Origin of the sequence: Paracoccus jiaweipingae, from assembly GCF_044335505.1 — a bacterium.
GTDB lineage: Bacteria > Pseudomonadota > Alphaproteobacteria > Rhodobacterales > Rhodobacteraceae > Paracoccus.
This window is the reverse complement of sequence record NZ_JBISBS010000001.1, coordinates 217248-238724: the sequence shown is the minus strand read 5'-3', so window position 1 is coordinate 238724 and position 21477 is coordinate 217248. Positions and strand designations below refer to the sequence as shown.

23 protein-coding genes are annotated in these 21477 nt (G+C 65.9%); 13 read left to right on the top strand and 10 right to left on the bottom strand.

Annotated features, from left to right (window positions below):
- Positions 1–76: 76 nt before the first annotated feature.
- Positions 77–1345: a RodZ domain-containing protein gene (locus ACFXP9_RS01290; RefSeq protein ID WP_397207931.1), complete on the bottom strand. Its 1269-nt coding sequence runs from the start codon at positions 1343–1345 to the stop codon at positions 77–79.
- Positions 1346–1455: 110 nt separating this feature from the next.
- Positions 1456–2685, bottom strand: coding sequence for a 5-aminolevulinate synthase (gene hemA / locus ACFXP9_RS01285; protein WP_397207929.1), 1230 nt, complete (start codon positions 2683–2685; stop codon positions 1456–1458).
- Between the two features lie 180 nt (positions 2686–2865).
- Here hemA and ACFXP9_RS01280 point away from each other — a divergent pair, with 180 nt between their 5' ends.
- Together ACFXP9_RS01280 and gatB are read left to right on the top strand one after the other, a co-directional pair.
- The gene (locus ACFXP9_RS01280) at positions 2866–4251 is read left to right on the top strand and encodes a M20/M25/M40 family metallo-hydrolase (protein ID WP_397207927.1); all 1386 of its coding nucleotides are present in this window, start codon (positions 2866–2868) and stop codon (positions 4249–4251) included.
- A 667-nt stretch (positions 4252–4918) separates the two neighbouring features.
- A complete protein-coding gene (gene gatB, locus ACFXP9_RS01275; protein WP_397207926.1) occupies positions 4919–6433 on the top strand; it encodes an Asp-tRNA(Asn)/Glu-tRNA(Gln) amidotransferase subunit GatB in 1515 nt (504 codons plus the stop codon).
- A gap of 123 nt (positions 6434–6556) precedes the next feature.
- On the opposite strand, the gene ACFXP9_RS01270 is transcribed toward gatB, so the two are convergent.
- Positions 6557–6982, bottom strand: a complete 426-nt coding sequence (locus ACFXP9_RS01270) for a hypothetical protein (protein WP_397207924.1) — start codon at positions 6980–6982, stop codon at positions 6557–6559.
- 147 nt (positions 6983–7129) lie between these two features.
- On the opposite strand from ACFXP9_RS01270, the gene ACFXP9_RS01265 reads away from it, so the two are divergent.
- Positions 7130–7669, top strand: coding sequence for a DUF4177 domain-containing protein (locus tag ACFXP9_RS01265; protein ID WP_397207922.1), 540 nt, complete (start codon positions 7130–7132; stop codon positions 7667–7669).
- 112 nt (positions 7670–7781) lie between these two features.
- On the opposite strand, the gene ACFXP9_RS01260 is transcribed toward ACFXP9_RS01265, so the two are convergent.
- Positions 7782–7988, bottom strand: a complete 207-nt coding sequence (locus ACFXP9_RS01260) for a SlyX family protein (RefSeq protein WP_397208176.1) — start codon at positions 7986–7988, stop codon at positions 7782–7784.
- A gap of 48 nt (positions 7989–8036) precedes the next feature.
- Between ACFXP9_RS01260 and hisS the strand changes: the two genes are divergently transcribed.
- The 4 genes from hisS (at position 8037) to ACFXP9_RS01240 (ending at position 11860) form a co-directional block, all read left to right on the top strand.
- Complete coding sequence (hisS, locus tag ACFXP9_RS01255; protein ID WP_397207920.1) at positions 8037–9548, top strand: histidine--tRNA ligase; 1512 nt, start codon at positions 8037–8039, stop codon at positions 9546–9548.
- A complete protein-coding gene (locus tag ACFXP9_RS01250) occupies positions 9548–10609 on the top strand; it encodes an ATP phosphoribosyltransferase regulatory subunit (RefSeq protein ID WP_397208174.1) in 1062 nt (353 codons plus the stop codon). The genes hisS and ACFXP9_RS01250 overlap by 1 nt, the downstream gene beginning before the upstream one ends.
- Positions 10606–11298, top strand: coding sequence for an ATP phosphoribosyltransferase (hisG, locus tag ACFXP9_RS01245; RefSeq protein ID WP_397207918.1), 693 nt, complete (start codon positions 10606–10608; stop codon positions 11296–11298). Before ACFXP9_RS01250 ends, hisG begins: the two co-directional genes overlap by 4 nt.
- A gap of 79 nt (positions 11299–11377) precedes the next feature.
- The gene (locus ACFXP9_RS01240) at positions 11378–11860 is read left to right on the top strand and encodes a cytochrome b (RefSeq protein ID WP_397207916.1); all 483 of its coding nucleotides are present in this window, start codon (positions 11378–11380) and stop codon (positions 11858–11860) included.
- A gap of 90 nt (positions 11861–11950) precedes the next feature.
- On the opposite strand, the gene ftsY is transcribed toward ACFXP9_RS01240, so the two are convergent.
- Complete coding sequence (gene ftsY, locus ACFXP9_RS01235; protein ID WP_397207914.1) at positions 11951–13063, bottom strand: signal recognition particle-docking protein FtsY; 1113 nt, start codon at positions 13061–13063, stop codon at positions 11951–11953.
- Between the two features lie 116 nt (positions 13064–13179).
- Here ftsY and ACFXP9_RS01230 point away from each other — a divergent pair, with 116 nt between their 5' ends.
- Positions 13180–14220: an alkane 1-monooxygenase gene (locus tag ACFXP9_RS01230; RefSeq protein WP_397207912.1), complete on the top strand. Its 1041-nt coding sequence runs from the start codon at positions 13180–13182 to the stop codon at positions 14218–14220.
- 59 nt (positions 14221–14279) lie between these two features.
- Here ACFXP9_RS01230 and ACFXP9_RS01225 read toward each other — a convergent pair whose 3' ends face one another.
- The 3 genes from ACFXP9_RS01225 to ACFXP9_RS01215 all read right to left on the bottom strand — a co-directional run bounded on the left by ACFXP9_RS01225 (position 14280) and on the right by ACFXP9_RS01215 (position 16122).
- The gene (locus ACFXP9_RS01225) at positions 14280–15347 is read right to left on the bottom strand and encodes a 5-(carboxyamino)imidazole ribonucleotide synthase (protein WP_397207910.1); all 1068 of its coding nucleotides are present in this window, start codon (positions 15345–15347) and stop codon (positions 14280–14282) included.
- Positions 15340–15840, bottom strand: a complete 501-nt coding sequence (gene purE, locus ACFXP9_RS01220) for a 5-(carboxyamino)imidazole ribonucleotide mutase (RefSeq protein ID WP_397207908.1) — start codon at positions 15838–15840, stop codon at positions 15340–15342. The genes ACFXP9_RS01225 and purE overlap by 8 nt, the downstream gene beginning before the upstream one ends.
- 63 nt (positions 15841–15903) lie before the next feature.
- Positions 15904–16122: a YdcH family protein gene (locus ACFXP9_RS01215; RefSeq protein WP_397207906.1), complete on the bottom strand. Its 219-nt coding sequence runs from the start codon at positions 16120–16122 to the stop codon at positions 15904–15906.
- A gap of 165 nt (positions 16123–16287) precedes the next feature.
- On the opposite strand from ACFXP9_RS01215, the gene ACFXP9_RS01210 reads away from it, so the two are divergent.
- Positions 16288–16698: an Hsp20 family protein gene (locus ACFXP9_RS01210; protein ID WP_397207904.1), complete on the top strand. Its 411-nt coding sequence runs from the start codon at positions 16288–16290 to the stop codon at positions 16696–16698.
- A gap of 11 nt (positions 16699–16709) precedes the next feature.
- On the top strand, positions 16710–16934 hold the full coding sequence (locus tag ACFXP9_RS01205) for a DUF1150 family protein (RefSeq protein WP_397207902.1): 225 nt from the start codon (positions 16710–16712) through the stop codon (positions 16932–16934).
- Positions 16935–17106: 172 nt separating this feature from the next.
- On the opposite strand, the gene ACFXP9_RS01200 is transcribed toward ACFXP9_RS01205, so the two are convergent.
- Positions 17107–18816 carry a bifunctional sulfate adenylyltransferase/adenylylsulfate kinase gene (locus ACFXP9_RS01200; RefSeq protein ID WP_397207900.1) on the bottom strand — a complete coding sequence of 570 codons (1710 nt, stop codon included), beginning with the start codon at positions 18814–18816 and terminating at the stop codon, positions 17107–17109.
- A gap of 283 nt (positions 18817–19099) precedes the next feature.
- Here ACFXP9_RS01200 and ACFXP9_RS01195 point away from each other — a divergent pair, with 283 nt between their 5' ends.
- Positions 19100–19405 carry a hypothetical protein gene (locus tag ACFXP9_RS01195; protein ID WP_397207898.1) on the top strand — a complete coding sequence of 102 codons (306 nt, stop codon included), beginning with the start codon at positions 19100–19102 and terminating at the stop codon, positions 19403–19405.
- A gap of 41 nt (positions 19406–19446) precedes the next feature.
- Positions 19447–19695 (top strand): hypothetical protein, encoded by a 249-nt coding sequence (locus tag ACFXP9_RS01190; RefSeq protein ID WP_397207896.1) that lies wholly within the window; start codon positions 19447–19449, stop codon positions 19693–19695.
- Between the two features lie 109 nt (positions 19696–19804).
- Here the strand turns inward: ACFXP9_RS01190 and trxB are convergent, their stop codons facing one another.
- A complete protein-coding gene (trxB, locus tag ACFXP9_RS01185; RefSeq protein ID WP_397207894.1) occupies positions 19805–20749 on the bottom strand; it encodes a thioredoxin-disulfide reductase in 945 nt (314 codons plus the stop codon).
- Between the two features lie 133 nt (positions 20750–20882).
- Here trxB and ACFXP9_RS01180 point away from each other — a divergent pair, with 133 nt between their 5' ends.
- On the top strand, positions 20883–21389 hold the full coding sequence (locus tag ACFXP9_RS01180) for an Lrp/AsnC family transcriptional regulator (protein WP_397207892.1): 507 nt from the start codon (positions 20883–20885) through the stop codon (positions 21387–21389).
- Positions 21390–21477 lie beyond the last annotated feature (88 nt).

The following is a 21477-nucleotide window of genomic DNA, read 5'->3' as shown; positions in this document are numbered from 1 at the left end:
CCCGGCGGGCAACCGCCAGATCACGTCCGCCGGGTCACCTTCGCGACAGGAAACCACGGAAACGCGGCCCGGCGGGTCAGGGGGCGGCGGGAAGCGGCGTTTCCGCGCCGGGATCTGGCTGTGCCGCGGCCAGCGCCACCATTTTTGCCAGTTCCGGGTCTTTGCCCAGATCGGCAAAGGCATATTTGGCCGTCAGCGCGGCAGGCGACAATTCCACATTCTTGACCACCTGCGCCCCCGGCGCGGCGGGGCCATAGGTGCGGCCGTTCACGGCGAAATAGACCGCACCCGAATTGCCCGCACGCAGCACCGGCGGTTCCTCGAGCTTGGGCAGAACGTATCGTTCCCCCGCATCCATGGTCTTTTCCAGCAAGACCGTGCCATCGGCCGAGCTGACCCGCACCCAGGCCGGGCGCACCGCCAGCAATTCGACATCGGGCGCATCCGGGGCCACGGTGCGCACCGCTGCCTGTTCGGGGGGCAATTGCGGGCCGGTCAGCATCGCCACGGCGATATTGGCCTGCGCCCCCGTCGCGGCGGGCGCCAATGGCGCGGATTGCGCCAGTTGCGTGTCCTGCGGGGCGTCCGGTTGGGTCAGCCCCGGATCAATGGCCGAGATTGGGCCGTCCCGCGCCACCAGCACCGGCACGTCCAGCGTTTCGGGGCGATAGGTGCGGTCGAACCCCTCGGGCTGGGGCAGGTTGACACCGGCGGTCCTGTCCTCGACAAGCGCGGGGGCAGCGGCGTCCTGCGCCGGGTCCAGCGCGGCGATAATGCCGGGCGCGTCCTCGCCCAGGGTCAGGTTGACCTTCTGGACCTCTTGCAAAACGGAATAACCGGCATAACCCAGACCGCCGACCAGCGCCGCCAGCACCAGAACCGAGCCGATGGCCCGTGGTTCGATGGTCGACCAGAAAGATTGCTGCTGGGGAATGAACAGCGCCCGCGGGTTTGCCAGCGCCTCGGCCACGTCGGCGGGGCGGCGCTGAGGCTTGGGGCCGGATGCGGCGGCGGCCATGCCATGCACCGGCTGGAACCCCGATTCCCGGCAAAAGCGCCGGAAGGTCCATTCCGGGTCCATCCCCAGATATTTCGCATAAGACCGGACATAACCGGCAATAAAGCTGGGGGCGTCAAAGGCGGAAATGTCGCAATTTTCAATTGCGGCGACGTAAGAGGCGCGGATCCGCAATTCGCGCTGCACATCCAGCAGCGACTTGCCAAGCGTGGCCCGTTCGCCGCGCATGATGTCCCCCAGACGCATATCCGCGTCATACAGGTCATCATCGCTGCCCATAACCTCAGGATGGTGCTGTGCCGGGGATTTAGCCCTCAGCCGGATCATACGTCGCCCCTTGTCTGCCCCAGTGCAGGTCGCTGCGAATCGCAACCTGTCATAGCTTCGTTAAGATCAGGTTATCACAGCAACGCGAGCAGGACAGCGCAAGTTTCGGTTCAGGCCACGGCCTCGGCACGATTCAGCGCACAACGCGACCACAGCGAATCCATCGCCCGGACCAGTCCGTCGATCTCTTTCGGGCTGTGCACCGGCGAGGGGGTAAAGCGCAGACGCTCGGTCCCGCGGGGCACGGTCGGGAAGTTGATCGGCTGAACATAGACGCCGAATTCGTCCAGCAGCATGTCGGACAGCGCCTTGCAATGCACCGGGTTGCCGACATGAACCGGCACGATATGGCTGCCATGGTCAATGATCGGCAGGCCCATCGCGATCAGCCGGTCCTTCAGGATGCGGGCATGGGTCTGGTGCTTGTCGCGCAGCGCCCGCCCGTCAGCGGTCTTGAGGAACGCGATCGAGGCCGCCGCCCCCGCCGCCACCGCAGGCGGGATCGAGGTGGTAAAGATAAAGCCCGGCGCATAGCTGCGCACCGCGTCAACCATTTTCGCGCTGGCCGCGATGTAGCCGCCGAACACGCCGAAAGCCTTGCCAAGCGTGCCGTTGAAAATGTCGATACGGTGCGACAAACGGTCGCGTTCAGCCACACCACCACCGCGCGGTCCATACATGCCGACGGCGTGAACCTCGTCCAGATAGGTCAGCGCGCCGAATTCATCGGCCAGATCGCAGATCGCCTCGATCGGGCCGAAATCGCCATCCATCGAATAGACCGATTCGAAGGCGATCAGCTTGGGCGCGGCGGGGTCGTCAGCGGCCAGCAGCGCGCGCAGATGGTCAAGGTCATTGTGGCGGAAGATGCGCTTGGCACCGCCATTGCGCTTGATCCCCTCGATCATCGAGGCGTGGTTCAACTCGTCCGAATAGATGATCAGCCCCGGAAACAGCTTGGGCAGGGTCGAAAGCGTGGCGTCATTGGCAATATAGGCGCTGGAAAACACCAGCGCGGCCTGTTTGCCATGCAGATCGGCCAGCTCGGCCTCAAGCCGTTTGTGATAGACCGTGGTGCCGGAGATATTGCGCGTGCCGCCCGACCCCGCACCGGTGGCGTCCAGCGCCTCGCGCATGGCGGCCAGAACGGCAGGGTGCTGACCCATCCCCAGATAGTCATTGCCGCACCAGATGGTGATATCCTTTTCCGACCCGTCCGGGCGGGTCCACACCGCGTGCGGATACTGACCCTTGCGCCGTTCCAGGTCGATAAAGACGCGATAGCGCCCCTCTTCGTGCAGGCGGTTCAGAGCGGTATCAAGTGCGGCGTCGTAATTCATCGCGGCTTTCCCTTGCCAGTGTCGCTGGGGGCGATCATGTTGATGGGGCAATATTGCCCCGCGGAAACATGTCCGACCTTGATAACGGTCAAATCCCGAAAAAGACAGGCCCAAAATGCCGCAGGACCGGATCGCGGGGCGTATAAACCCGATGAAAAGACTATGGAAAAGAGGCGCATCATGACCACCGCCCCCCGTCTGGATCAGGTCCTGACGACACTGGATACCGACCTGCCCGCCGCGATTGCGCGGCTGAACGCCTTTCTGCGCATTCCCTCGGTCTCGACCGACCCGGCCCATGCCGGCGATTGCCGGGCTGCCGCGCAATGGCTGGTGGATGAGCTGACCGGACTGGGCTTTGACGCCTCGCTGCGCGAAACGCCCGGCCATCCGATGGTGGTGGCGCATTCCCAGCCGGGCGCGGGGCGCAAGATCCTGTTTTATGGCCATTACGACGTGCAGCCGGTGGACCCGCTGGCGCTGTGGGACAACCCGCCCTTCGATCCCCGGATCGAGGACACCCCTGACGGAAAAGTGATCCGCGCCCGCGGCGCCGCCGATGACAAGGGCCAGCTGATGACCTTTGTCGAGGCTTTCCGGGCATGGAAAACCGTGCATGGCACCCTGCCCCCGAACCTGACCCTGCTGTTCGAGGGCGAAGAGGAATCCGGCTCGCCCAGCCTGCAACCCTTCCTGCGCGACAACGCGGATGAACTGCGCGCCGATATCGCGATGATCTGCGATACCGGCATGTATGGCGACGGCCGACCCGCGATCACCACCCAGTTGCGCGGTCTGGTGGGCGAGGAAATCGTCATCAGCGCCGCCGACCGCGACCTGCATTCGGGCTTTTTCGGCGGGCTGGCGGCGAACCCGATCCAGATCCTGTGCAATGCGCTGGCCGCGCTGAAGGACGACAAGGGCCGCATCACCCTGCCGGGCTTTTATGACGGTGTGCATGACCTGTCGCCCGAACTGCGCAGCGACTGGGAAAAACTGGCCTTCGACGCCGGGCATTTTCTGGGTCAGGTCGGGCTGCGCCTGCCGGTCGGGGAAAAGGGCCGCGACCCGCTGGAAATGATGTGGTCGCAACCCACCTGCGAGATCAACGGCATCACCGGCGGCTATACCGGGGCGGGCTTCAAGACCGTGCTGCCGGCCGAAGCCCGCGCCAAGGTCAGCTTTCGCCTGACCGGGGAACAGGACCCGCTGGCGATTCGCGACGCGTTCCGCGCCCATATCCGCCGCTTCATCCCCGAGGATTGCCGCGTTACCTTCCACGACCACGGCGCCAGCCCGGCCTCGCGCATGAACACCACCGACCCGGCCTTTGCCGCCGCCAAGCAAGCCCTGACCGAGGAATGGGGCCGCGAGGCAGCCTTTATCGGGGCGGGCGGGTCAATTCCGATTGCCGGTGATTTCCAACAGATTCTGGGGATGGATTCGATGCTGATCGGCTTTGGCCGCGACGATGACCGCATCCATTCCCCGAACGAGAAATACAATCTGGAAAGCTTTACCAAAGGCGCCCGTAGCTGGGCACGCATTCTGGCCTCACTGGCCTGAGGCCGATCTGGTCGCGCAAAAAGGGGGCGCTCGCGCCCCCTCTGGCCTGCGGCCATTCACCCCCGAAGGTATTTGGGACAGAAGCGAGGCGATTAGGGCTTTGTTAACCGCTGCCGTGGTAAAAGCGATTCGCGGAACAGGCAGAGGTGCCGATGACCGTACAGGAGCGAGGCATCCCGGCAGCCCCCGCAGCGATCAGGCTGCGGCCCGCGCCGGGATGACCTTTCGGGCAGGGGACAGAAGGCGGCGACCACCAGCCCGCAGACGCGGAGACGGGCGGGCCTGTCACGCGGCAACTGCCACAGCGGGGCGATGCCACATCCCCGCGGCGACGGCATCTTTGGACATCCTGATCGTCAAGCGCAGACCCGCGTGCCCCAGCCTCTGACCGCCCCATCCTCTGATCACGCCCCCCCGCGCCGGGCCATGCCCGCGCCGCCCATGCGGCCATCCACACCGCACCACCCTTCCGCCCGCCTTGCCCCCCTGCCGCAGGTGCCGCAGGTGCCGCCTGACGGGCCTGCCCGCACCGCGCCACCTGATCACCCCCCTCGCTTCTGTTTCAAATACCTCGGGGTGAATGGACCGCAGGTCCAGAGGGGCAGCGCCCCTTGCCCCGCAGGGCGGCGCGGCCTAGAAGGCAAGGCGATATGCGAAGGATACCGGAATGCTTGACCACCTGACCTATACCGCCCCCGAACCCAAAACCATCGCCGGCGCCACCGGGGACTGGGAACTGGTCATCGGGCTTGAGGTGCACGCGCAGGTGGCCTCGAACGCCAAGCTGTTTTCGGGCGCATCGACCACCTTCGGGGCCGAACCGAACAGCAATGTCGCCTTTGTCGATGCCGCCATGCCGGGGATGCTGCCGGTGATCAACGAATTCTGCGTCGCGCAGGCGGTCAAGACCGGGCTTGGCCTGAAAGCCGCGATCAACCTGACCAGCGCGTTTGACCGCAAGAACTATTTCTATCCCGACCTGCCGCAGGGCTATCAGATCAGCCAGCTTTACCACCCCATCGTCGGCGAGGGCGAGGTGATCGTCGACATGGCCCCCGGCATCGCCCGCCGCGTGCGGATCGAGCGCATCCACCTGGAACAGGACGCCGGCAAATCCATTCACGACATGGACCCGAACATGTCCTTCGTCGACCTGAACCGCACCGGCGTCGCACTGATGGAGATTGTCAGCCGCCCCGATATTCGCGGCCCCGAAGAGGCCGCCGCCTATGTCGGCAAGCTGCGCCAGATCATGCGCTATCTGGGCACCTGCGACGGCAATATGCAGAACGGCAATCTGCGCGCCGATGTCAACGTCTCGGTCTGTCGCCCCGGCGATTACCAGAAATATCAGGAAACGCAGGATTTCAGCCATCTGGGCACGCGCTGCGAGATCAAGAACATGAACAGCCTGCGCTTTATCCAGCAGGCGATTGAATACGAGGCCCGCCGCCAGATCGCCATTCTTGAGGATGGCGGCAGTATCACCCAGGAAACCCGGCTTTACGATGCCGACAAGGGCGAAACCCGGTCGATGCGGTCCAAGGAAGAGGCGCATGATTACCGCTATTTCCCCTGCCCTGACCTGCTGCCGCTGGAAATCGAACAGGACTGGGTCGACGGCATCGGCGCGCAAATGCCCGAACTGCCCGATGAAAAGAAGGCGCGGTTTGTCACCCGCATGGGCCTGTCGGAATATGATGCCGGCGTCCTGACCGCCGAGGTCGAGAATGCCGATTTCTTCGAGGCCGTGGCGCAGGGCCGCGATGGCAAGCAGGCGGCGAACTGGGTCATCAACGACCTGTTCGGGCGCCTCAGGAAAGAGGGGCTGGACATCGGCGAAAGCCCGGTTTCCGCGTCCCAGCTTGGCGGCATTCTGGACCTGATCGCCAAGGGCGAGATTTCGGGCAAGATCGCCAAGGATTTGTTTGAAATCATCTGGACCGAAGGCGGCGACCCCGCCCAAATCGTCGAGGACCGCGGCATGAAGCAGGTCACCGACATGGGCGCCATCGAAAAAGCCGTGGACGAGATCATCGCCGCCAACCCGGCGCAGGTCGAAAAGGCCAGGGCCAACCCGAAACTGGCCGGCTGGTTCGTCGGGCAGGTGCTGAAGGCCACAGGCGGCAAGGCCAACCCCGCCGCGGTCAACGAACTGGTGGCGAAAAAGCTGGGTCAGTGACGCGGCCTGCCGCCACATAGCTGTGACGCAAAAAGGCCGGGGGCAGCCCCGGCCTTTCTTGTTTGGGTGGCAAAAACCGTGCCGCAGCGATGCCTTGCGCCCCATCCCCCACCGGGCGCGGGGTCAGTCGGTGACGCCCGCCAGTTGCAGCAATTGTGCGAATTGCGCCGAGCTTAGCACCGAACGCCAGTGATCGGCGCAATGCGACCGCATCATCACCAGCCGGGTTTCATTAGCGCCGATCTGCGCGGCCAGCGCTTCGCGTTCGGGAACGGGGGCACCGGCGGCGATCTTGTGCCGCATCTGGCTGCGCAATGCCACGGTTTCGGCCTCAAGCGCGGCGCGTTTGGCGGGCATTTCGGCCAGCCACGCCTTCAGATCAGCGCGCTGTGCATCATCCAGCGCCAGCGCATCGGCGTTCTTGGCCAGCGCCCCGGTCAGGGCGATCACCGGCTGTGACAACCCGGTATCGGCGGCCGCCGCAGGCTGTTGGGCCAGCGCGGCAAGCGGTGACAGGGCGATCGCCCCGGCCAGCAAAAGCGATTTCATGGGCTTTCCTTCCAACAAACATTCACAAACATGATTATAACAGCAAACACAGTCCCGTGACAGCGCCAGAACGTCGCGGGTGGCTCTGGCTGCGGCGGCGGCGATCCGCTATCACCACAGCACAGCCAATCTTGAGGGAGGCCCCGCGTGAACCGCTTTGAATACACCGTGATCCCCGCCCCCAGCCGTGGTGAAAAGATCCGGGGGGCGAAATCCCCGGCCGAACGTTTTGCCGCCGCGCTGGCCACCGCGATCAACGATATGGCCGCCGAGGGCTGGGACTATCTGCGGGCCGAGACCCTGCCGACCGAGGAACGCCACGGCCTGACCGGACGGGCCATCACCTATCACAATGTGCTGGTGTTCCGCCGCCCGCTGGCCGCCGCGGCGCCCCTTCCCCAGATCGAGCGCAGCCCGGTCGAGGCCACCGCCACCGCCACCCCGCCCGAGGACAGCCCGCGTCGCCCGCCCGAGGCCGATTTCCCCGCAAGGCCCCCGCTGGCCGCCCCGGCCTCTGGCCCGGCCACGGCGTCCGCCCCCGCGCCGCTGACGCCCAGCGACAGCGCGGCGACAACCGCGCAGCCCCCCGCCAGACAACCCGAAACCACGCAAACGGACGCCGCAAGGCCTGACGCGTCCAAACCCGAAGGCCCGCGCGCGACCCGGCTGGGACCGGCGCTGAAATAACCTGCAAGATGGGCTGACCGGGGGGGCCTGACGGGGGATGACTGACCGGGCGGCTGCCGCCCTGCCCTGCCCAACGCCCGCGCGGGTCTTGCGCGGCTGTTTGGGGGGCGCCTCAGTAATGCGGCGGGCGCTGATCGGCCAGCGGGATGGTGTTGCCGGCATCGGCCTCGCGCTCGGCCTCGCGTTCCATCAACAGGCCGACACGCCGCGACAGGCGGCTGACCTCGGCATCCTGCCGGGCCACCAAGGCGGACAATTCGTCCACGACGCGCAACAGCTCGGCCACGTGTTCCTCAAGCCGGTTCAAACGCTTGTCCATCATGCTGCCTTCCGTTAAGCCAAGCCCAAGTTCAGCAAAGGCCAAGCCATGTCCAAGGACAAGACCAAGACCCGCCGCCCCAAGGCCGAAACGCCCAAGGGTTTCCGCGACTATTTCGGCGCTGACGTGACCGAACGCAAGGCGATGCTGGACCGCATCGCGGCGGTGTATCACCGGCATGGCTTTGACCCGCTGGAAACCAGTGCGGTGGAAACGGTTGAATCGCTTGGCAAATTCCTGCCCGATGTCGACCGCCCCAATGCCGGTGTTTTCGCCTGGCAAGAGGCCGAGGTGCCGGGCGGGGGTGCGGGGGACTGGCTGGCGCTGCGCTATGACCTGACGGCGCCGCTGGCGCGGGTCGCAGCGCAGTTTCGCAATGACCTGCCCTCGCCCTATCGCCGCTATGCGATGGGACCGGTCTGGCGCAATGAAAAGCCGGGGCCGGGACGGTTTCGTCAGTTTTATCAATGCGATGCCGACACGGTCGGGGCCGCGACCGTTGCCGCTGACGCTGAAATCATCGCCATGCTGGCCGACGCGCTGGAGGCCGCGGGCATTCCCCGTGGCGACTATGTGGTGCGGGTCAATAACCGCAAGGTGCTGAATGGCGTGATCGAGGCGATGGGCGTCAGCGATGCCGATCAGGCCGCCGATGTGATGCGCACCATCGACAAGTTCGACAAGGTCGGCCCGGACGGTGTGCGCGAATTGCTGACCACCGGGCGCAAGGATGCCTCGGGGGCGTTTATCGACGGCGTGGGACTGCGCGACGAACAGGCGGCGCCGGTGCTGGCCTTCCTGACCTCGCGCGGGGACGACAACACTGAAACGCTGGCCAATCTGCGCGCCGCCGTGGGCACGTCGACCGCCGGGGCTGAAGGCGTGGACGAACTGGCACAGATCGCGGACACGCTGGCGGCGCTGGGGCTGGGGGCGGACCGGGTGGTCATCGACCCATCCGTGGTGCGCGGGCTTGGCTATTACACCGGCCCGGTTTTCGAGGCCGAACTGACCTTTGAAATCCTTGACGAAAAGGGCCGCAAGCGCCAGTTCGGCAGCGTCGCGGGCGGCGGGCGTTACGACGATCTGGTCAAGCGCTTTACCGGCCAGCAGGTGCCCGCGACCGGGGTCAGCATCGGGGTTGACCGGCTGCTGGCGGCGCTGCGGGCCAAGGGCCGCGCCGGGGCCGACACCACCGGCCCGGTGGTGGTGACGGTCATGGACCGCGACCGCATGGGCGATTACCAGCTGATCGCCGCCACCCTGCGCGACGCGGGCATCCGCGCCGAGGTCTATCTCGGGAATCCAAAGAATTTCGGCAACCAGTTGAAATACGCCGATAAACGCGCCGCCCCCGTGGCCGTCATCCAGGGCGCGGACGAGGCCGCGCGCGGCGTCGTGCAACTGAAAGACCTGATCCTTGGCGCAAAGCTGGCGCAAGAGGCCACGCTTGAGGAATGGAAATCCCAGCCCGCCCAGACCGAGGTCGCGCTGGCCGATCTGGTCGCCGCCACCCGCGCCATGATCGCCCGTCACCGCCCGGACGGGGGCGCGGCATGATCGCCAAAGCCGCCAAGCAAGCCATTGGCCAGCGCCTGCTGTCGGCCTTTCGTCAGGCCGGGGCGCAGGAATTGCAGCCTGACATTCTGCTGCCCTCGGACATGCTGCTGGACCTGTATGGCGAAGATATCCGCGCCCGCGCCTATGTCACCGCCGACCCGCTGCGCGGCGAGGTGATGCTGCGCCCCGACTTTACCGTCCCGGTGGTTCAGATGCACATGGCGGGCGGGGCAGAACCGGCGCGCTATTGTTACCTTGGCGAGGTGTTTCGCAAGCAGGACCACGAAGACACCCTGCCCGAAAACCCGCGTGACAACGAATATCTGCAAGCGGGGTTCGAGCTGTTCTCGCGCGATCCGGCGGCGGATGCGGAACTGTTCGCGCTGTTCTGGCGCCTGCTGGCCCCCTATCGGCTGGTGCCGGTGATGGGCGATATGGGCCTGCTGATGGATGCGGTGCGCGCGCTGCCGCTGTCCGATCAGCGCCGCGACGCCCTGCTGCACCATATCTGGCGGCCCCGGCGCTTTGCCGCCCTGCTGGCGCGCTGGTCCGACGCGACCGCCGCCGCGCCGCTGGCCGACAGCAGCGCGCCATGGACCGGCCTGCGCAGCCGGGACGAGATGCAGGCCCGCATCAACCGGCTGCAAGACGACCACGACCAGCCGCCGCTGGATGCCGCCTGGGCCACCCGGCTGCAACAACTTTTCGCCATCGACGCCCCGGCCCCGCAGGCGCTGGCCCGGCTGCGCGAGCTGACAGCGGGCATCACCGCGCTGGCCCCCGCCGTGGACCGGCTGGCGGCGCGGCTGGACGCGATTGCGGGCCAGGGCATCGACCCCGCACGCATCCGCTTTGACGCCAGCCACGGGCGGCACAATATGGAATATTACGACGGCATGACCTTTACCTTCAGCGCCACGGACCGCCCGGACTGGCCGCCAGTGGCCAGCGGCGGGCGTTATGACGCGCTGACGGCGGTGCTGGGGGGCGGTCGCGCCATTCCGGCGGTGGGCGGCATCATCCGCCCCGGCCTGCTGGCGGAACTGGAGGGGGCGGCATGATCAAGCTGGGGGTGCCGTCCAAGGGCCGGCTGATGGAACAGACCTTCGACTGGTTTGCCGATCGCGGTGTGCGCCTGTCGCGCGCCGGGTCCGACCGCGAATATGCCGGACGGGTCGAGGGCGCCGAGGGCGTGCAACTGGTGCTGCTGTCAGCCGGAGAGATCCCGCGCGAACTGGCCGCCGGGCGCATTCATCTGGGTGTGACCGGCACCGATCTGGTGCGCGAAAAGCTGGCGGGCTGGCGGTCGCTGGTCACCGAACTGACGCCGATGGGCTTTGGCCATGCCGACCTGATTCTGGCCGTGCCCGCCTGCTGGCGCGACTGTCGCAACCTTGACGATTTCGCCGCCATCGCCCGCGATTTCCGCGCCACGCATGGCTTTCGCCTGCGCATCGCCACCAAATACCACCGGCTGGTCCGCGCCTTCCTGTCCGCGCATGAGGTCGCGGATTACCAGTTGGTCGACAGTCAGGGCGCGACCGAAGGCACCGTCGCCAACCTGACCGCCGAGGCGATTGCCGACATCACCTCTTCTGGCGAGACGCTGCGCGCCAATCACCTGCGTATTCTTGACGACGCGCTGATCCTGCCCAGTCAGGCAACGCTGTTTGCCTCGGGCGCGGCGGGCGATCAGGCGCAGGTTGCGGGCTTTGCGCAGCTGCTTGGCTGCGACACCGCACAGGCTTGACGGCGCCGACTTACATCACCTAACTGGAATGTGTTTCCCAGCCCGACATGCCGCGCATGTCCAGCCAGAAAGGCACATGATGTCCACAACCGCGCCCACCCGTTATTCCATGCCCCAGATCGCCATTCACTGGCTGGTCGTGCTGCTGGTGATTTTCAACTGGCTGACCGGCGAACCGATGGCCAAGCTGTTCGATCAGCGGCTGGAAACCGGTGCCCCGCCCTATCTGACGCCCCATGCGGTGGCCGGTGCGCTGGTTCTGGCTTTGTTGCTGGCGCGGCTGGTGCTGCGCCGCACCCATGGCGCACCGGCGCCCGTGGTCGCGCCGGTCTGGATGATGACCGCCGCACGGCTGGGTCACGCGGCGCTGTATCTGCTGCTGGCGCTGGTTCCCGCCAGCGGCGCGGCGGCGTGGTTTCTGGCCAGCGAAACGGCTGGCGAGGCGCACAAGGTGCTCTTTACCCTGTTGCTGGTCGTGGCGCTGATCCATGCCGCAGCGGCGATCTGGCACCAGCTGGTGCTGAAAGACGGCACCCTGACCCGGATGAGCCTGCGCCGCTGACACCAGCCCCCGCCCCGGCACATCCCGGTGCCCGCCCCGCCGCCCGGCCCCGCAACGGGCCGGGGCCCGCACAGGGTGTTGACGGGGCGCTTATCCGTCCAGACCCACCAATGCGCGGGCGAATTCGCCGGCATCAAAAACATCCAGATCGTCGATCTGTTCGCCCACGCCGATGGCGTGGATCGGCAGGCCGAACCTGTCCGCCAGCGCCACCAGCACCCCGCCGCGCGCGGTGCCGTCCAGCTTGGTCATCACCAGACCTGACACATCGGCCAGCTTGCGAAAGGTCTCGACCTGACTGATCGCGTTCTGGCCGGTGGTCGCATCCAGCACCAGCAGGGTGTTATGCGGTGCCTGCGCGTCTTTCTTGCGGATCACCCGGACGATCTTGGCCAGTTCTTCCATCAGGTCGGCGCGGTTTTGCAGCCGCCCGGCTGTGTCGATCATCAGCAGATCCGCCCCCTCGGCCTCGGCCCGTGTCATCGCGTCAAAGGCCAGACTGGCGGGGTCGCTGCCCTCGGGGGCGGTCATTACCGGCACCCCGGCGCGCTGGCCCCAGACCTGCAACTGTTCCACCGCCGCGGCGCGGAACGTGTCGCCAGCGGCGATCACCACCTTCTTGCCCGCAGCCTTGAACTGGCTGGCCAGCTTGCCGATCGTCGTCGTCTTGCCCGATCCATTGACCCCCACGACCAGCACCACCTGCGGGGTCTTGGGGTAAATCGGCAGGGGCCGCGCGACCGGGGTCATGATGCGCGTGATTTCATCGGCCAGCGCCTGTTTCAGCTCCGTGGCCGAAATACGCCTGCCCATCCGCCCCTCGGCGATATTGGCGGTCACCCGCAGCGCGGTATCGACGCCCATATCGGCCTGAACCAGCATATCCTCAAGCTGTTCCAGCATCTCGTCATCCAGCTCTCGGCGCGGCTCGGATGCGGTGTCGCGCCCGAACAGCCGCCCCAGCATCCCCGGACGCGGCGCCGGTTCCGGCGCGGGCGCGGCCTGCGGGGCCTCGGGCAGATGCACCGGGGCGGGGGCCTGCGCGGGCGCGGGCGGCGGGGTCAGCCCCTGATCGGGCTGCGGCACCGGCGGCAGATCATCGCGCGCGGGCGCATCGCCCCCGGCCACAATGTCATCCAGCCCCGATCCGATCTTTGACGAGGACCGCGTCAAACGCTGTTTCAGCTTGGAAAAGAACGACATCGCGCCACCCCGTAATTACCTGCCCGGACCCTAAGCCACCCTAGGCCCAAGGAAAAGGCCCACGCCCTGCTTTCTGTGCCCTTTCGCGCCGCACGGCCCGGACCTATAAGCGGGATATGGACAGGCTGTTTCGCCACGCACCGGGCGTCGGTGCCTTTGCGGTTTTTGCCCTGCTGCCTGCGGTTTTGCTAATCGCGGGGGCGGCAAGCGCGGGCTGGCCGCTTTGGGCCGGGCTGATCTGGATCGCCGGGGCCAGTCAGGCGGCGGATACGCTGATCGCACGCGGCTTTCCCGATGCGCAGGATCAGGATTTTCCACTGGCCGACGGGTTGTCGGTGTTGCTGGCCATGGCGCATTTCGTGCTGCTGGCCACAACCCTGATCGCTCTGAATGACAGTGCCCTGGGCCAGCCCGAAAAAATCGCCCTTTTCCTTGGCGCGGGCATGTTCATGGGGCAGGTCTCGAACGCCAACGCGCATGAGCTGATCCACCGCAGCCGCCGCAGCCTGTTCCGGCTTGGCGCGGCGGTCTATGTCAGCCTGCTGTTCGGCCACCATGTCAGCGCCCACCGGCTGGTCCACCACGTCCATGTCGCCACCGCAGACGACCCCAACAGCGCCCGGCTGGGGGAAAGCTTCTGGCATTTCTTCCCGCGCGCGTGGCTGGGGTCGTTCCGCGCCGGGCTGCTGGCCGAACGCCGCCGCAGCGCCCAAAGCGCGCGCCTGAACCCCTATGTCTGGTGGGTCGGCGGGGCGCTGGCCTGTGTTGCAACGGTCGCGCTGATCTGGGGCCTGCCGGGGCTGCTGCGCTATCTGGGACTGTGCCTTTACGCGCAGATGCAGCTGCTGCTGTCCGACTATGTCCAGCATTACGGCCTGCGCCGCCGCATCCGGGGCAACCGCCCCGAACCGGTGGGGCCACGCCACAGCTGGGACGCGAAACACCCGCTGTCCTCGCTGATGATGGTCAACGCGCCGCGCCATTCCGACCACCACGCCCACCCAACGCGCCCCTATCCGGCGCTGCGGCTGGCGCGGCAGGAAAACCCGCGCCCGATCCTGCCCTATTCGCTGCCGGTGATGGCGGCAATCGCGCTGATCCCGCCGCTGTGGCGCCAAGTCATGGACCGGCGGGTGGCCAGAATGCAGGCCGCCTGACCTGCCGCCCCTGACACCCACCCGGTCGCTTCTTCGTTGCCCAAATACCCGGCGGCCCCTCAACCGCAGGGGCGGACGCGGTTGATATGCCCCATTTTGCGCCCGGCGCGCGCCTCGGCCTTGCCATACAGATGCACCTGAACGCCGGCCTCGGCCATCAGGGCTGGCACGCGGCCCATATCGTCCCCGATCAGGTTTTCCATCACCACATCAAGGCAGCGCGACCCATCGCCCAAAGGCAGCCCGGCAACGGCTCGGATATGCTGTTCGAACTGATCGACCGCGCATCCGGCCTGCGTCCAGTGGCCGGAATTATGCACCCTTGGCGCGATCTCGTTCACCACCAGCCCGGCGGGGGTCACGAACAGCTCGACCCCCATGACGCCGATATAATCCAGCGCGTTGACAATGCGCCCGGCGATCAGAACCGCATCGGTCAGCACCCGCGCAGGCAGGCCGCAAGGCACGGTGGTGCTGTCCAGAATGCCGTTTTTGTGGACATTCAGACCGGGGTCATAGGCCGCGACCTGCCCGTCACCGCCGCGCGCGACAATCACGCTGATTTCGGCGCTGAAATCGACCCAGCCTTCCAGCACCGAGGCCGCATTGACCTGCGCCCATGCCGCCGCCGCATCATCCCCCGGCGCCAGCCGCAACTGGCCCTTGCCGTCATAGCCCATGCGCCGGGTTTTCAGAATGCCGCGCCCCTGCGCCGCCAGCGCGGCGGCCAGATCGTCAGCCCCGTCAACCGCGCTGTAAGGCGCGGTGCGCAGCCCCAGCCCGGTCAGGAAATCCTTTTCGGCCAGCCGGTCCTGCGACACCTCCAGCGCGCGGCGGTTGGGCCGGATCGGGCGCAGCGATTCCAGCAGGTTCAGCGCGTGGGTGGGAATATTCTCGAACTCGTATGTGATCACATCCACCGATTCCGCAAAGGCGCGCAATGCGCCCGCATCCTCGTAGCTGGCGGTGGTGCAATGCGCGGCGACATGGCTGGCGGGGCAACCGGGCGCCGGGTCATAGACGTGACAGCGATACCCAAGGCGGCTGGCCGCGACCGACAGCATCCGCCCCAGCTGACCGCCGCCCATGATGCCGATGGTTGCGCCCTGCGGTAATGGCTTAGTCATCTTGCGGCACCTCCGGGATCGAGGCCGACAGCGCCGCCCGCCACTGATCCAGCCGCGCGGCAATGTCGGCATCGCGCAGCGCCAGAATACCCGCCGCCATCAACCCGGCATTGGCCGCCCCCGCCGCGCCGATGGCCATGGTGGCAACCGGAAAGCCGCGCGGCATCTGCAAGATCGAATACAGGCTGTCAACACCCGACAGGGCGCGGGTCTGGATCGGCACGCCGATCACCGGCACCCGCGTTTTCGAGGCCATCATCCCCGGCAGATGCGCCGCCCCACCGGCCCCGGCGATGATCACCTGCAAGCCGCGACCCACCGCCTGTTTGCCGTAATCCCACAGCCGGTCGGGGGTGCGATGGGCGCTGACGATCCATCTCTCATACGCGATGTCCAGCCGGTCCAGAATCTCGGCCGCTTCGCGCATGGTGGGCCAGTCGGACTGGCTGCCCATGATGATGCCAACGGGCGCTGCGGTTTCGGGCAAATCCATAAAGGCCCCCTTTCGGGTCTTGGTCCTGGCGTTCCGGCCTTGCCGTGACCGGTCGGCGCGGTCTCAGGCGATAATGTCGGGCGTCAGTTCGTCTTCCAGCCGGGCGATGCGGTCCTTCAGCGCCAGCTTTTGCTTTTTCAGCCGTTGCAGGGTCAGCGACTGGGTCAGCGCCTGCCCGGCCAGCGCGGCGATTGCCTCGTCAAGGTCGCGATGTTCGCGCCGTAACAGCGCCAGCCGGGCGCGGCTGATTTCATCATGCGACATTTCGTGGCTGGCATTCATGGCGGCGGCTCTGACTGGTTCGGCCTGCTTATAGCCCGGCTGCTTTGCCCTGTTAACAAAAACTTGCACCCCTTGCAGCGGCGCGACGCGGATCACATATCTGACCTGTCGGTTGCCGCATCAGGGACCGGCGAAACGCAGTCGCTTGACCTGTAAGGACCGCCAATGACCAAGATCAGCCTGACCACGCATCCGCTGTTGCTGGGCTTTGACCAGATCGAACGCGCCGTGGAACGCGCCGCCAAGGGTGCCGAGGGCTATCCGCCCTATAATATCGAACATATCGCGCCGGACGGCTTTCGCATCACGCTGGCCGTGGCGGGGTTTGCCGATGACGATCTGTCCCTGACGCTCGAGGATCGCCAGCTGGTGATTCGCGGTCGCCAGCCCGCCCTGTCGGATGACCGCGTCTTCCTGCATCGCGGCATCGCCGCGCGGGCCTTTCAGCGCAGTTTCGTGCTGGCCGACGGGGTCGAGGTCATTGGCGCCAGCATGGAAAACGGGCTGCTGAATGTCGACCTGCGCCGCCATGTGCCGGAACAGGTCGTCCAGACGATACCGATCAGCCGCAAGTAAAGGGGATCAGCATGAACACGAAATTCGATTTCAAGGATGACGGCCAGCACACGGTCTATATCCGCCGCGTGCCCATCACCGCCCTGCCGGACGAGGTCCGCCAGCAGGCACCGGGGCTGGACGGGTTATATGCCGTTCACGACGCCGATGGCGAAAGGCTGGCACTGGTGCGCGACCGCAGCATGGCCTTTGTGCTGGCGCGGCAGAATGACCTTGCGCCGGTCAGCGTGCACTGACCCGAAACCCGCCGCGTGACTGGCACGCGGTCGCACGACAGCCAGACAGCGCGCGCGTGCGGCCTGACGCACCCGCCGCGCAACACCTTGGCCACCAGATCCGCACCAACGCAAACGCCCCGGCCTTTCGGTCGGGGCGTTGAGTGTTGATCACCGATCAGACAGGCGGCGGTCAGGACAGGCCGATCAGGCCCATGGCCTCCAGCTTCAGCAGCACCTGATGGGCGCAGTTATCGACATCGGTATCCTCGGTCTGGACGCGCAGTTCCGGGGACTGCGGTTCCTCGTAAGGGTCGGAAATACCGGTGAATTCCTTGATCTTGCCCTCGCGCGCCAGCTTGTACAGGCCCTTGCGGTCGCGCCGTTCACATTCCTCAAGGCTGGTGGCGACATGGACCTCGACAAAGGCGCCATAGGCCTCGATCATCTCGCGCACGGCGCGGCGGGTGGCGGTATAGGGCGCGATCGGGGCACAGATGGCAATGCCGCCATTCTTGGTGATTTCCGACGCGACATAGCCGATACGCTTGATATTGATGTCACGGTGTTCCTTGCTGAACCCCAGTTCAGACGACAGGTGTTTACGCACCACATCCCCGTCCAGCAGCGTCACCGGACGCCCGCCCATTTCCATCAGCTTGACCATCAGCGCGTTGGCAATGGTCGATTTGCCGCTGCCCGACAGACCGGTGAAGAACACGGTGAACCCCTGACGCGCGCGCGGCGGCGAGGTGCGGCGCAGCTGTTGCACCACCTCGGGGAAGCTGAACCATTCGGGAATATCCAGCCCCTCGCGCAGGCGGCGGCGCAGTTCGGTGCCGGAAATATCCAGCACGGTGCCGCCCTCGGGGACCTCGTTCACGGGGTAATATTGCGCTTTTTCCTGCACATAGACCATGTGTTTGAAATCGACCATCTCGACGCCGATTTCATCCTGATGCTGTTTGAACAGCTCTTGCGCGTCATAGGGACCATAGAAATCCTGACCGGCGCTGTTCTTGCCGGGGCCGGCATGGTCGCGGCCCACGATGAAATGCGTCACGCCATGGTTGCGCCGGATCAGCCCGTGCCAGACCGCCTCGCGCGGGCCGGCCATGCGCATCGCCAGGTTCAGCAGCGACAGCGTGGTGGTGGCCTGCGGGTATTTGTCCAGCACCGCCTCGTAACAGCGCACGCGGGTGAAATGGTCGACATCGCCTGGCTTGGTCATGCCCACGACCGGGTGGATCAGCAGGTTGGCCTGCGCCTCGCGCGCGGCGCGGAAGGTCAGTTCCTGATGCGCCCGGTGCAACGGGTTGCGGGTCTGGAAGGCCACGACCTTGCGCCAGCCCAGTTTGCGAAACTGCGCGCGCAATTCATTGGGCGTATCCCGGCGACCGCGGAAATCGTAATGCGTCGGCGCCTGCACCCCCTTGACCGGACCACCCAGATAGACCGGCCCCGCAACATTATGCAGGTAATTCACCGCCGGATGCGCCAGATCGTCGGCACCAAAGACCTTTTCAGCCTCGACCGCTTTGTTCGGAACCCATTTATCGGTCACCGACAGGATGGCCAGAATAACGCCTTCCTGATCGCGCAGTGCGATATCGGTGCCGGGTTCCAGCCCTTCGGCGAATTTTTCCGACACGTCCAGCGTGATCGGCATCGGCCACAGCGACCCGTCGGCCAGCCGCATATCGTTGACGACGCCATTGTAATCGGCCTCGGTCAGAAAGCCTTTCAGCGGATAAAACCCGCCATTCATCAACAGTTCCAGATCGCAAAGCTGGCGCGGGGTCAGATCCCAGGACGGCATATCGCCAGCCGCATCCTTAAGGCCGGCTGCGGCCTCGGGCGCGACATAAAGCTCGGGGAGGGGGGCGTGATTGGGTTGCTGCATATCGGTCACCGGGACAGTGGGTCAAAAAGCGAAAACGGGCGTCACAAACGCCACTGTGGCTGGCCTTACCCCCCCGCCCACCGGCTGACAACCGCGTTCTGCCCAACCTCCTTAATTCGGCAGGGATTTGCTTTATCGCGGATGGCTGATGCAACAAACGAACCGTTTTCCGCGATTTCACAGCAGGTTTCTTCGCCCCGCCACGGACGGGGGCGGGCCGGACATGCGGAACCCCTGCCGCGATCCGGGGTTGGTTTGCCAGACCCATGGAAGGAAGGCCCCGATGACCGAACTGACCCCCACCGAAAAACGTGCCCTGTCGCAGGATGAACAGGAACTGGTGCTGGCCGCCCGGCCCGAGGCGCTGAAACAGGCCGCTCCGGCCGACCTGTCCGACCTGATCCGGCGTCTGCGCGACCGCCGCGACCGCGCCCGCGACATTGGCGACCGTCAGGCGCGCGAGGCCCGCGGCAAGGCCGACCCATCCGGCATCGTCCCGGCTGGCGGGAACGAGGGCACGCAGGACAAGGCGGCGCTGTTGGCCGAGGCACTGCAACGCGCGGTGGCGGAACGTGACGCCCGCGCCTGACGTCCGACCTGCCCGCACACCCAGCCAAGACAAAGGATTACATGATGACCGCAAGAGACAAGACACAGGCCGAACTGGCCCGCAAGGCCGCCGACCTCAAGGCGCAGGCCGAGGCCGGTGACAGCCGCGAAACCATGGCCGAAACCGGCGAGGCCCTGCACCCCAACGACCCCGATGCCAGCCAAGGCAAACAGGGCATGGCCGACACGGCGCGCAAAAAGGCGCCGTCAGGCGCGTTCGAACATGCCGGTGACCTGCCGGCGCGGGAACGCTCGCGGCACCGTCGTTAACACCGCGCCGCGCCGACACAATAACAGAGGGGCGCTGCGGCGCCCCTTTTCCGCTGGTTTTCACGATCTGCCCCGCCCCCATCAGGCACAGGCGATTCTCGCCGGCCTGTCAGCTTTCCTGCGCGGCCAGCCAGTGTTCGGCATCCAGTGCCGCCATACAGCCCATCCCGGCACTGGTCACCGCCTGACGATAGACATGGTCGGTCAGATCGCCCGCCGCGAACACGCCCTCGATGCTGGTGCGGGTGCTGCCGGGCTGAACCCTGACATAGCCACCATTATGCAGTTCCAACTGGTCCTTGACCAATTCGCTGGCCGGGGCGTGACCGATGGCGATAAACACCCCATCTGCCGCGACCTGCCGGGTGCTGCCATCCCTGGTCGATTTCAGCCGCACGCCGGTGACACCCAGCGGGTTTTCATCACCCAGAATCTCGTCGATCGCATGGTCCCAGATGACCGTCACCTTTTCATTGCGCATCAGCCGGTCTTGCAGGATCTTTTCCGCCCGCAGGCTGTCGCGGCGATGCACCAGCGTGACCGAGCTGGCGAAATTGGTCAGAAACAGCGCCTCTTCCACGGCGGTGTTGCCGCCGCCGACAACGACCACCGGCTTGTTGCGATAAAAGAAACCGTCGCAGGTGGCACAGGCGCTGACGCCGAAGCCCTTGAATTTTTCCTCGGACGGCAGACCCAGCCAGCGCGCCTGCGCGCCGGTGGCCAGAATGACCGCATCGGCGGTGATGCGCGCGCCGCTGTCACAGGTCGCGACGAAAGGCCGCACGGACAGGTTCAGATCGGTCACCAGATCGGTCACAATTTCGGCCCCCATGGCGCGGGCATGGGCTTCCATCCGGGTCATAAGCTCGGGTCCCTGCACCTCGGTATCGCCGGGCCAGTTCTCGACCTCGGTGGTGATGGTCAACTGGCCGCCCGGCTGCATCCCCTGCACCAGCACCGGCTGCAACATCGCGCGCGAGGCATAGATCGCCGCGGTATACCCCGCCGGACCGGACCCGACGATCAGGACGCGGGTGTGTTTGCTTTCGGACATAAAGGACCTCATGACTGTGCGGGGCCTAGCTAATCACTTGGGCGGGGCATCGCAATGGCGGCAATGTTCAGAAATAATATTGCGCAATCCCCGGCGCCGCGATAGTTTCCGATAAGATTTAGCGATCACAGGTTTGCACGTGGCACGACTGGACGATATCGACCGCAAGATATTGGCGGAACTTCAGGCCGATGGCCGCATGACCAATGTCGAACTGGCGCGCCGGGTCGGCATTTCGGCCCCGCCCTGCCTGCGGCGCGTCCGCGCGCTTGAGGAAAGCGGCTTTATCCGCGGTTATCACGCCGATGTCGACCCCCGCGAACTGGGGTTCGAGGTGCAGGTTTTCGCGATGGTCCGCCTCAACAGCCAGTCCGAGGCCGACCTGACCGCCTTTGAAACCCGCGCCCGCGACTGGCCGCTGGTGCGCGAATGCCACATGCTGAACGGCGAGATCGACTTTATCCTGAAATGCGTCTCGCCGGACCTGTCGACGTTTCAGGCATTCCTGACCGGACATCTGACCTCGGCCCCGAATGTCGCCAGCGTCAAGACCAGTCTGGTGATCCGCTGTGCCAAGGACCAGCCCGGCGTGCCGTTCGAGGTGCTGGAACAGCGGCTGACGGAAACCGGCGCGGCTTAACGAAATCTTGGGAATTTAGCTGTAAACCCGGCCAGAAGCGGTGTCTGGCTGGGGAAATGCTGTGCGATTCGGGATCAGGCTGTGGCGG

Excerpts from the sequence above, each read along its gene's own strand:
- ACFXP9_RS01290 (WP_397207931.1), bottom strand. The coding sequence starts at position 1,345 with ATGATCCGGCTGAGGGCTAAATCCCCGGCACAGCACCATCCTGAGGTT.
- hemA (WP_397207929.1), bottom strand. The coding sequence starts at position 2,685 with ATGAATTACGACGCCGCACTTGATACCGCTCTGAACCGCCTGCACGAA.
- ACFXP9_RS01280 (WP_397207927.1), top strand. The coding sequence starts at position 2,866 with ATGACCACCGCCCCCCGTCTGGATCAGGTCCTGACGACACTGGATACC.
- gatB (WP_397207926.1), top strand. The coding sequence starts at position 4,919 with ATGCTTGACCACCTGACCTATACCGCCCCCGAACCCAAAACCATCGCC.
- ACFXP9_RS01270 (WP_397207924.1), bottom strand. The coding sequence starts at position 6,982 with ATGAAATCGCTTTTGCTGGCCGGGGCGATCGCCCTGTCACCGCTTGCC.
- ACFXP9_RS01260 (WP_397208176.1), bottom strand. The coding sequence starts at position 7,988 with ATGGACAAGCGTTTGAACCGGCTTGAGGAACACGTGGCCGAGCTGTTG.
- hisS (WP_397207920.1), top strand. The coding sequence starts at position 8,037 with ATGTCCAAGGACAAGACCAAGACCCGCCGCCCCAAGGCCGAAACGCCC.
- hisG (WP_397207918.1), top strand. The coding sequence starts at position 10,606 with ATGATCAAGCTGGGGGTGCCGTCCAAGGGCCGGCTGATGGAACAGACC.
- ACFXP9_RS01240 (WP_397207916.1), top strand. The coding sequence starts at position 11,378 with ATGTCCACAACCGCGCCCACCCGTTATTCCATGCCCCAGATCGCCATT.
- ftsY (WP_397207914.1), bottom strand. The coding sequence starts at position 13,063 with ATGTCGTTCTTTTCCAAGCTGAAACAGCGTTTGACGCGGTCCTCGTCA.
- ACFXP9_RS01230 (WP_397207912.1), top strand. The coding sequence starts at position 13,180 with ATGGACAGGCTGTTTCGCCACGCACCGGGCGTCGGTGCCTTTGCGGTT.
- ACFXP9_RS01225 (WP_397207910.1), bottom strand. The coding sequence starts at position 15,347 with ATGACTAAGCCATTACCGCAGGGCGCAACCATCGGCATCATGGGCGGC.
- purE (WP_397207908.1), bottom strand. The coding sequence starts at position 15,840 with ATGGATTTGCCCGAAACCGCAGCGCCCGTTGGCATCATCATGGGCAGC.
- ACFXP9_RS01215 (WP_397207906.1), bottom strand. The coding sequence starts at position 16,122 with ATGAATGCCAGCCACGAAATGTCGCATGATGAAATCAGCCGCGCCCGG.
- ACFXP9_RS01210 (WP_397207904.1), top strand. The coding sequence starts at position 16,288 with ATGACCAAGATCAGCCTGACCACGCATCCGCTGTTGCTGGGCTTTGAC.
- ACFXP9_RS01205 (WP_397207902.1), top strand. The coding sequence starts at position 16,710 with ATGAACACGAAATTCGATTTCAAGGATGACGGCCAGCACACGGTCTAT.
- ACFXP9_RS01200 (WP_397207900.1), bottom strand. The coding sequence starts at position 18,816 with ATGCAGCAACCCAATCACGCCCCCCTCCCCGAGCTTTATGTCGCGCCC.
- ACFXP9_RS01195 (WP_397207898.1), top strand. The coding sequence starts at position 19,100 with ATGACCGAACTGACCCCCACCGAAAAACGTGCCCTGTCGCAGGATGAA.
- ACFXP9_RS01190 (WP_397207896.1), top strand. The coding sequence starts at position 19,447 with ATGATGACCGCAAGAGACAAGACACAGGCCGAACTGGCCCGCAAGGCC.
- trxB (WP_397207894.1), bottom strand. The coding sequence starts at position 20,749 with ATGTCCGAAAGCAAACACACCCGCGTCCTGATCGTCGGGTCCGGTCCG.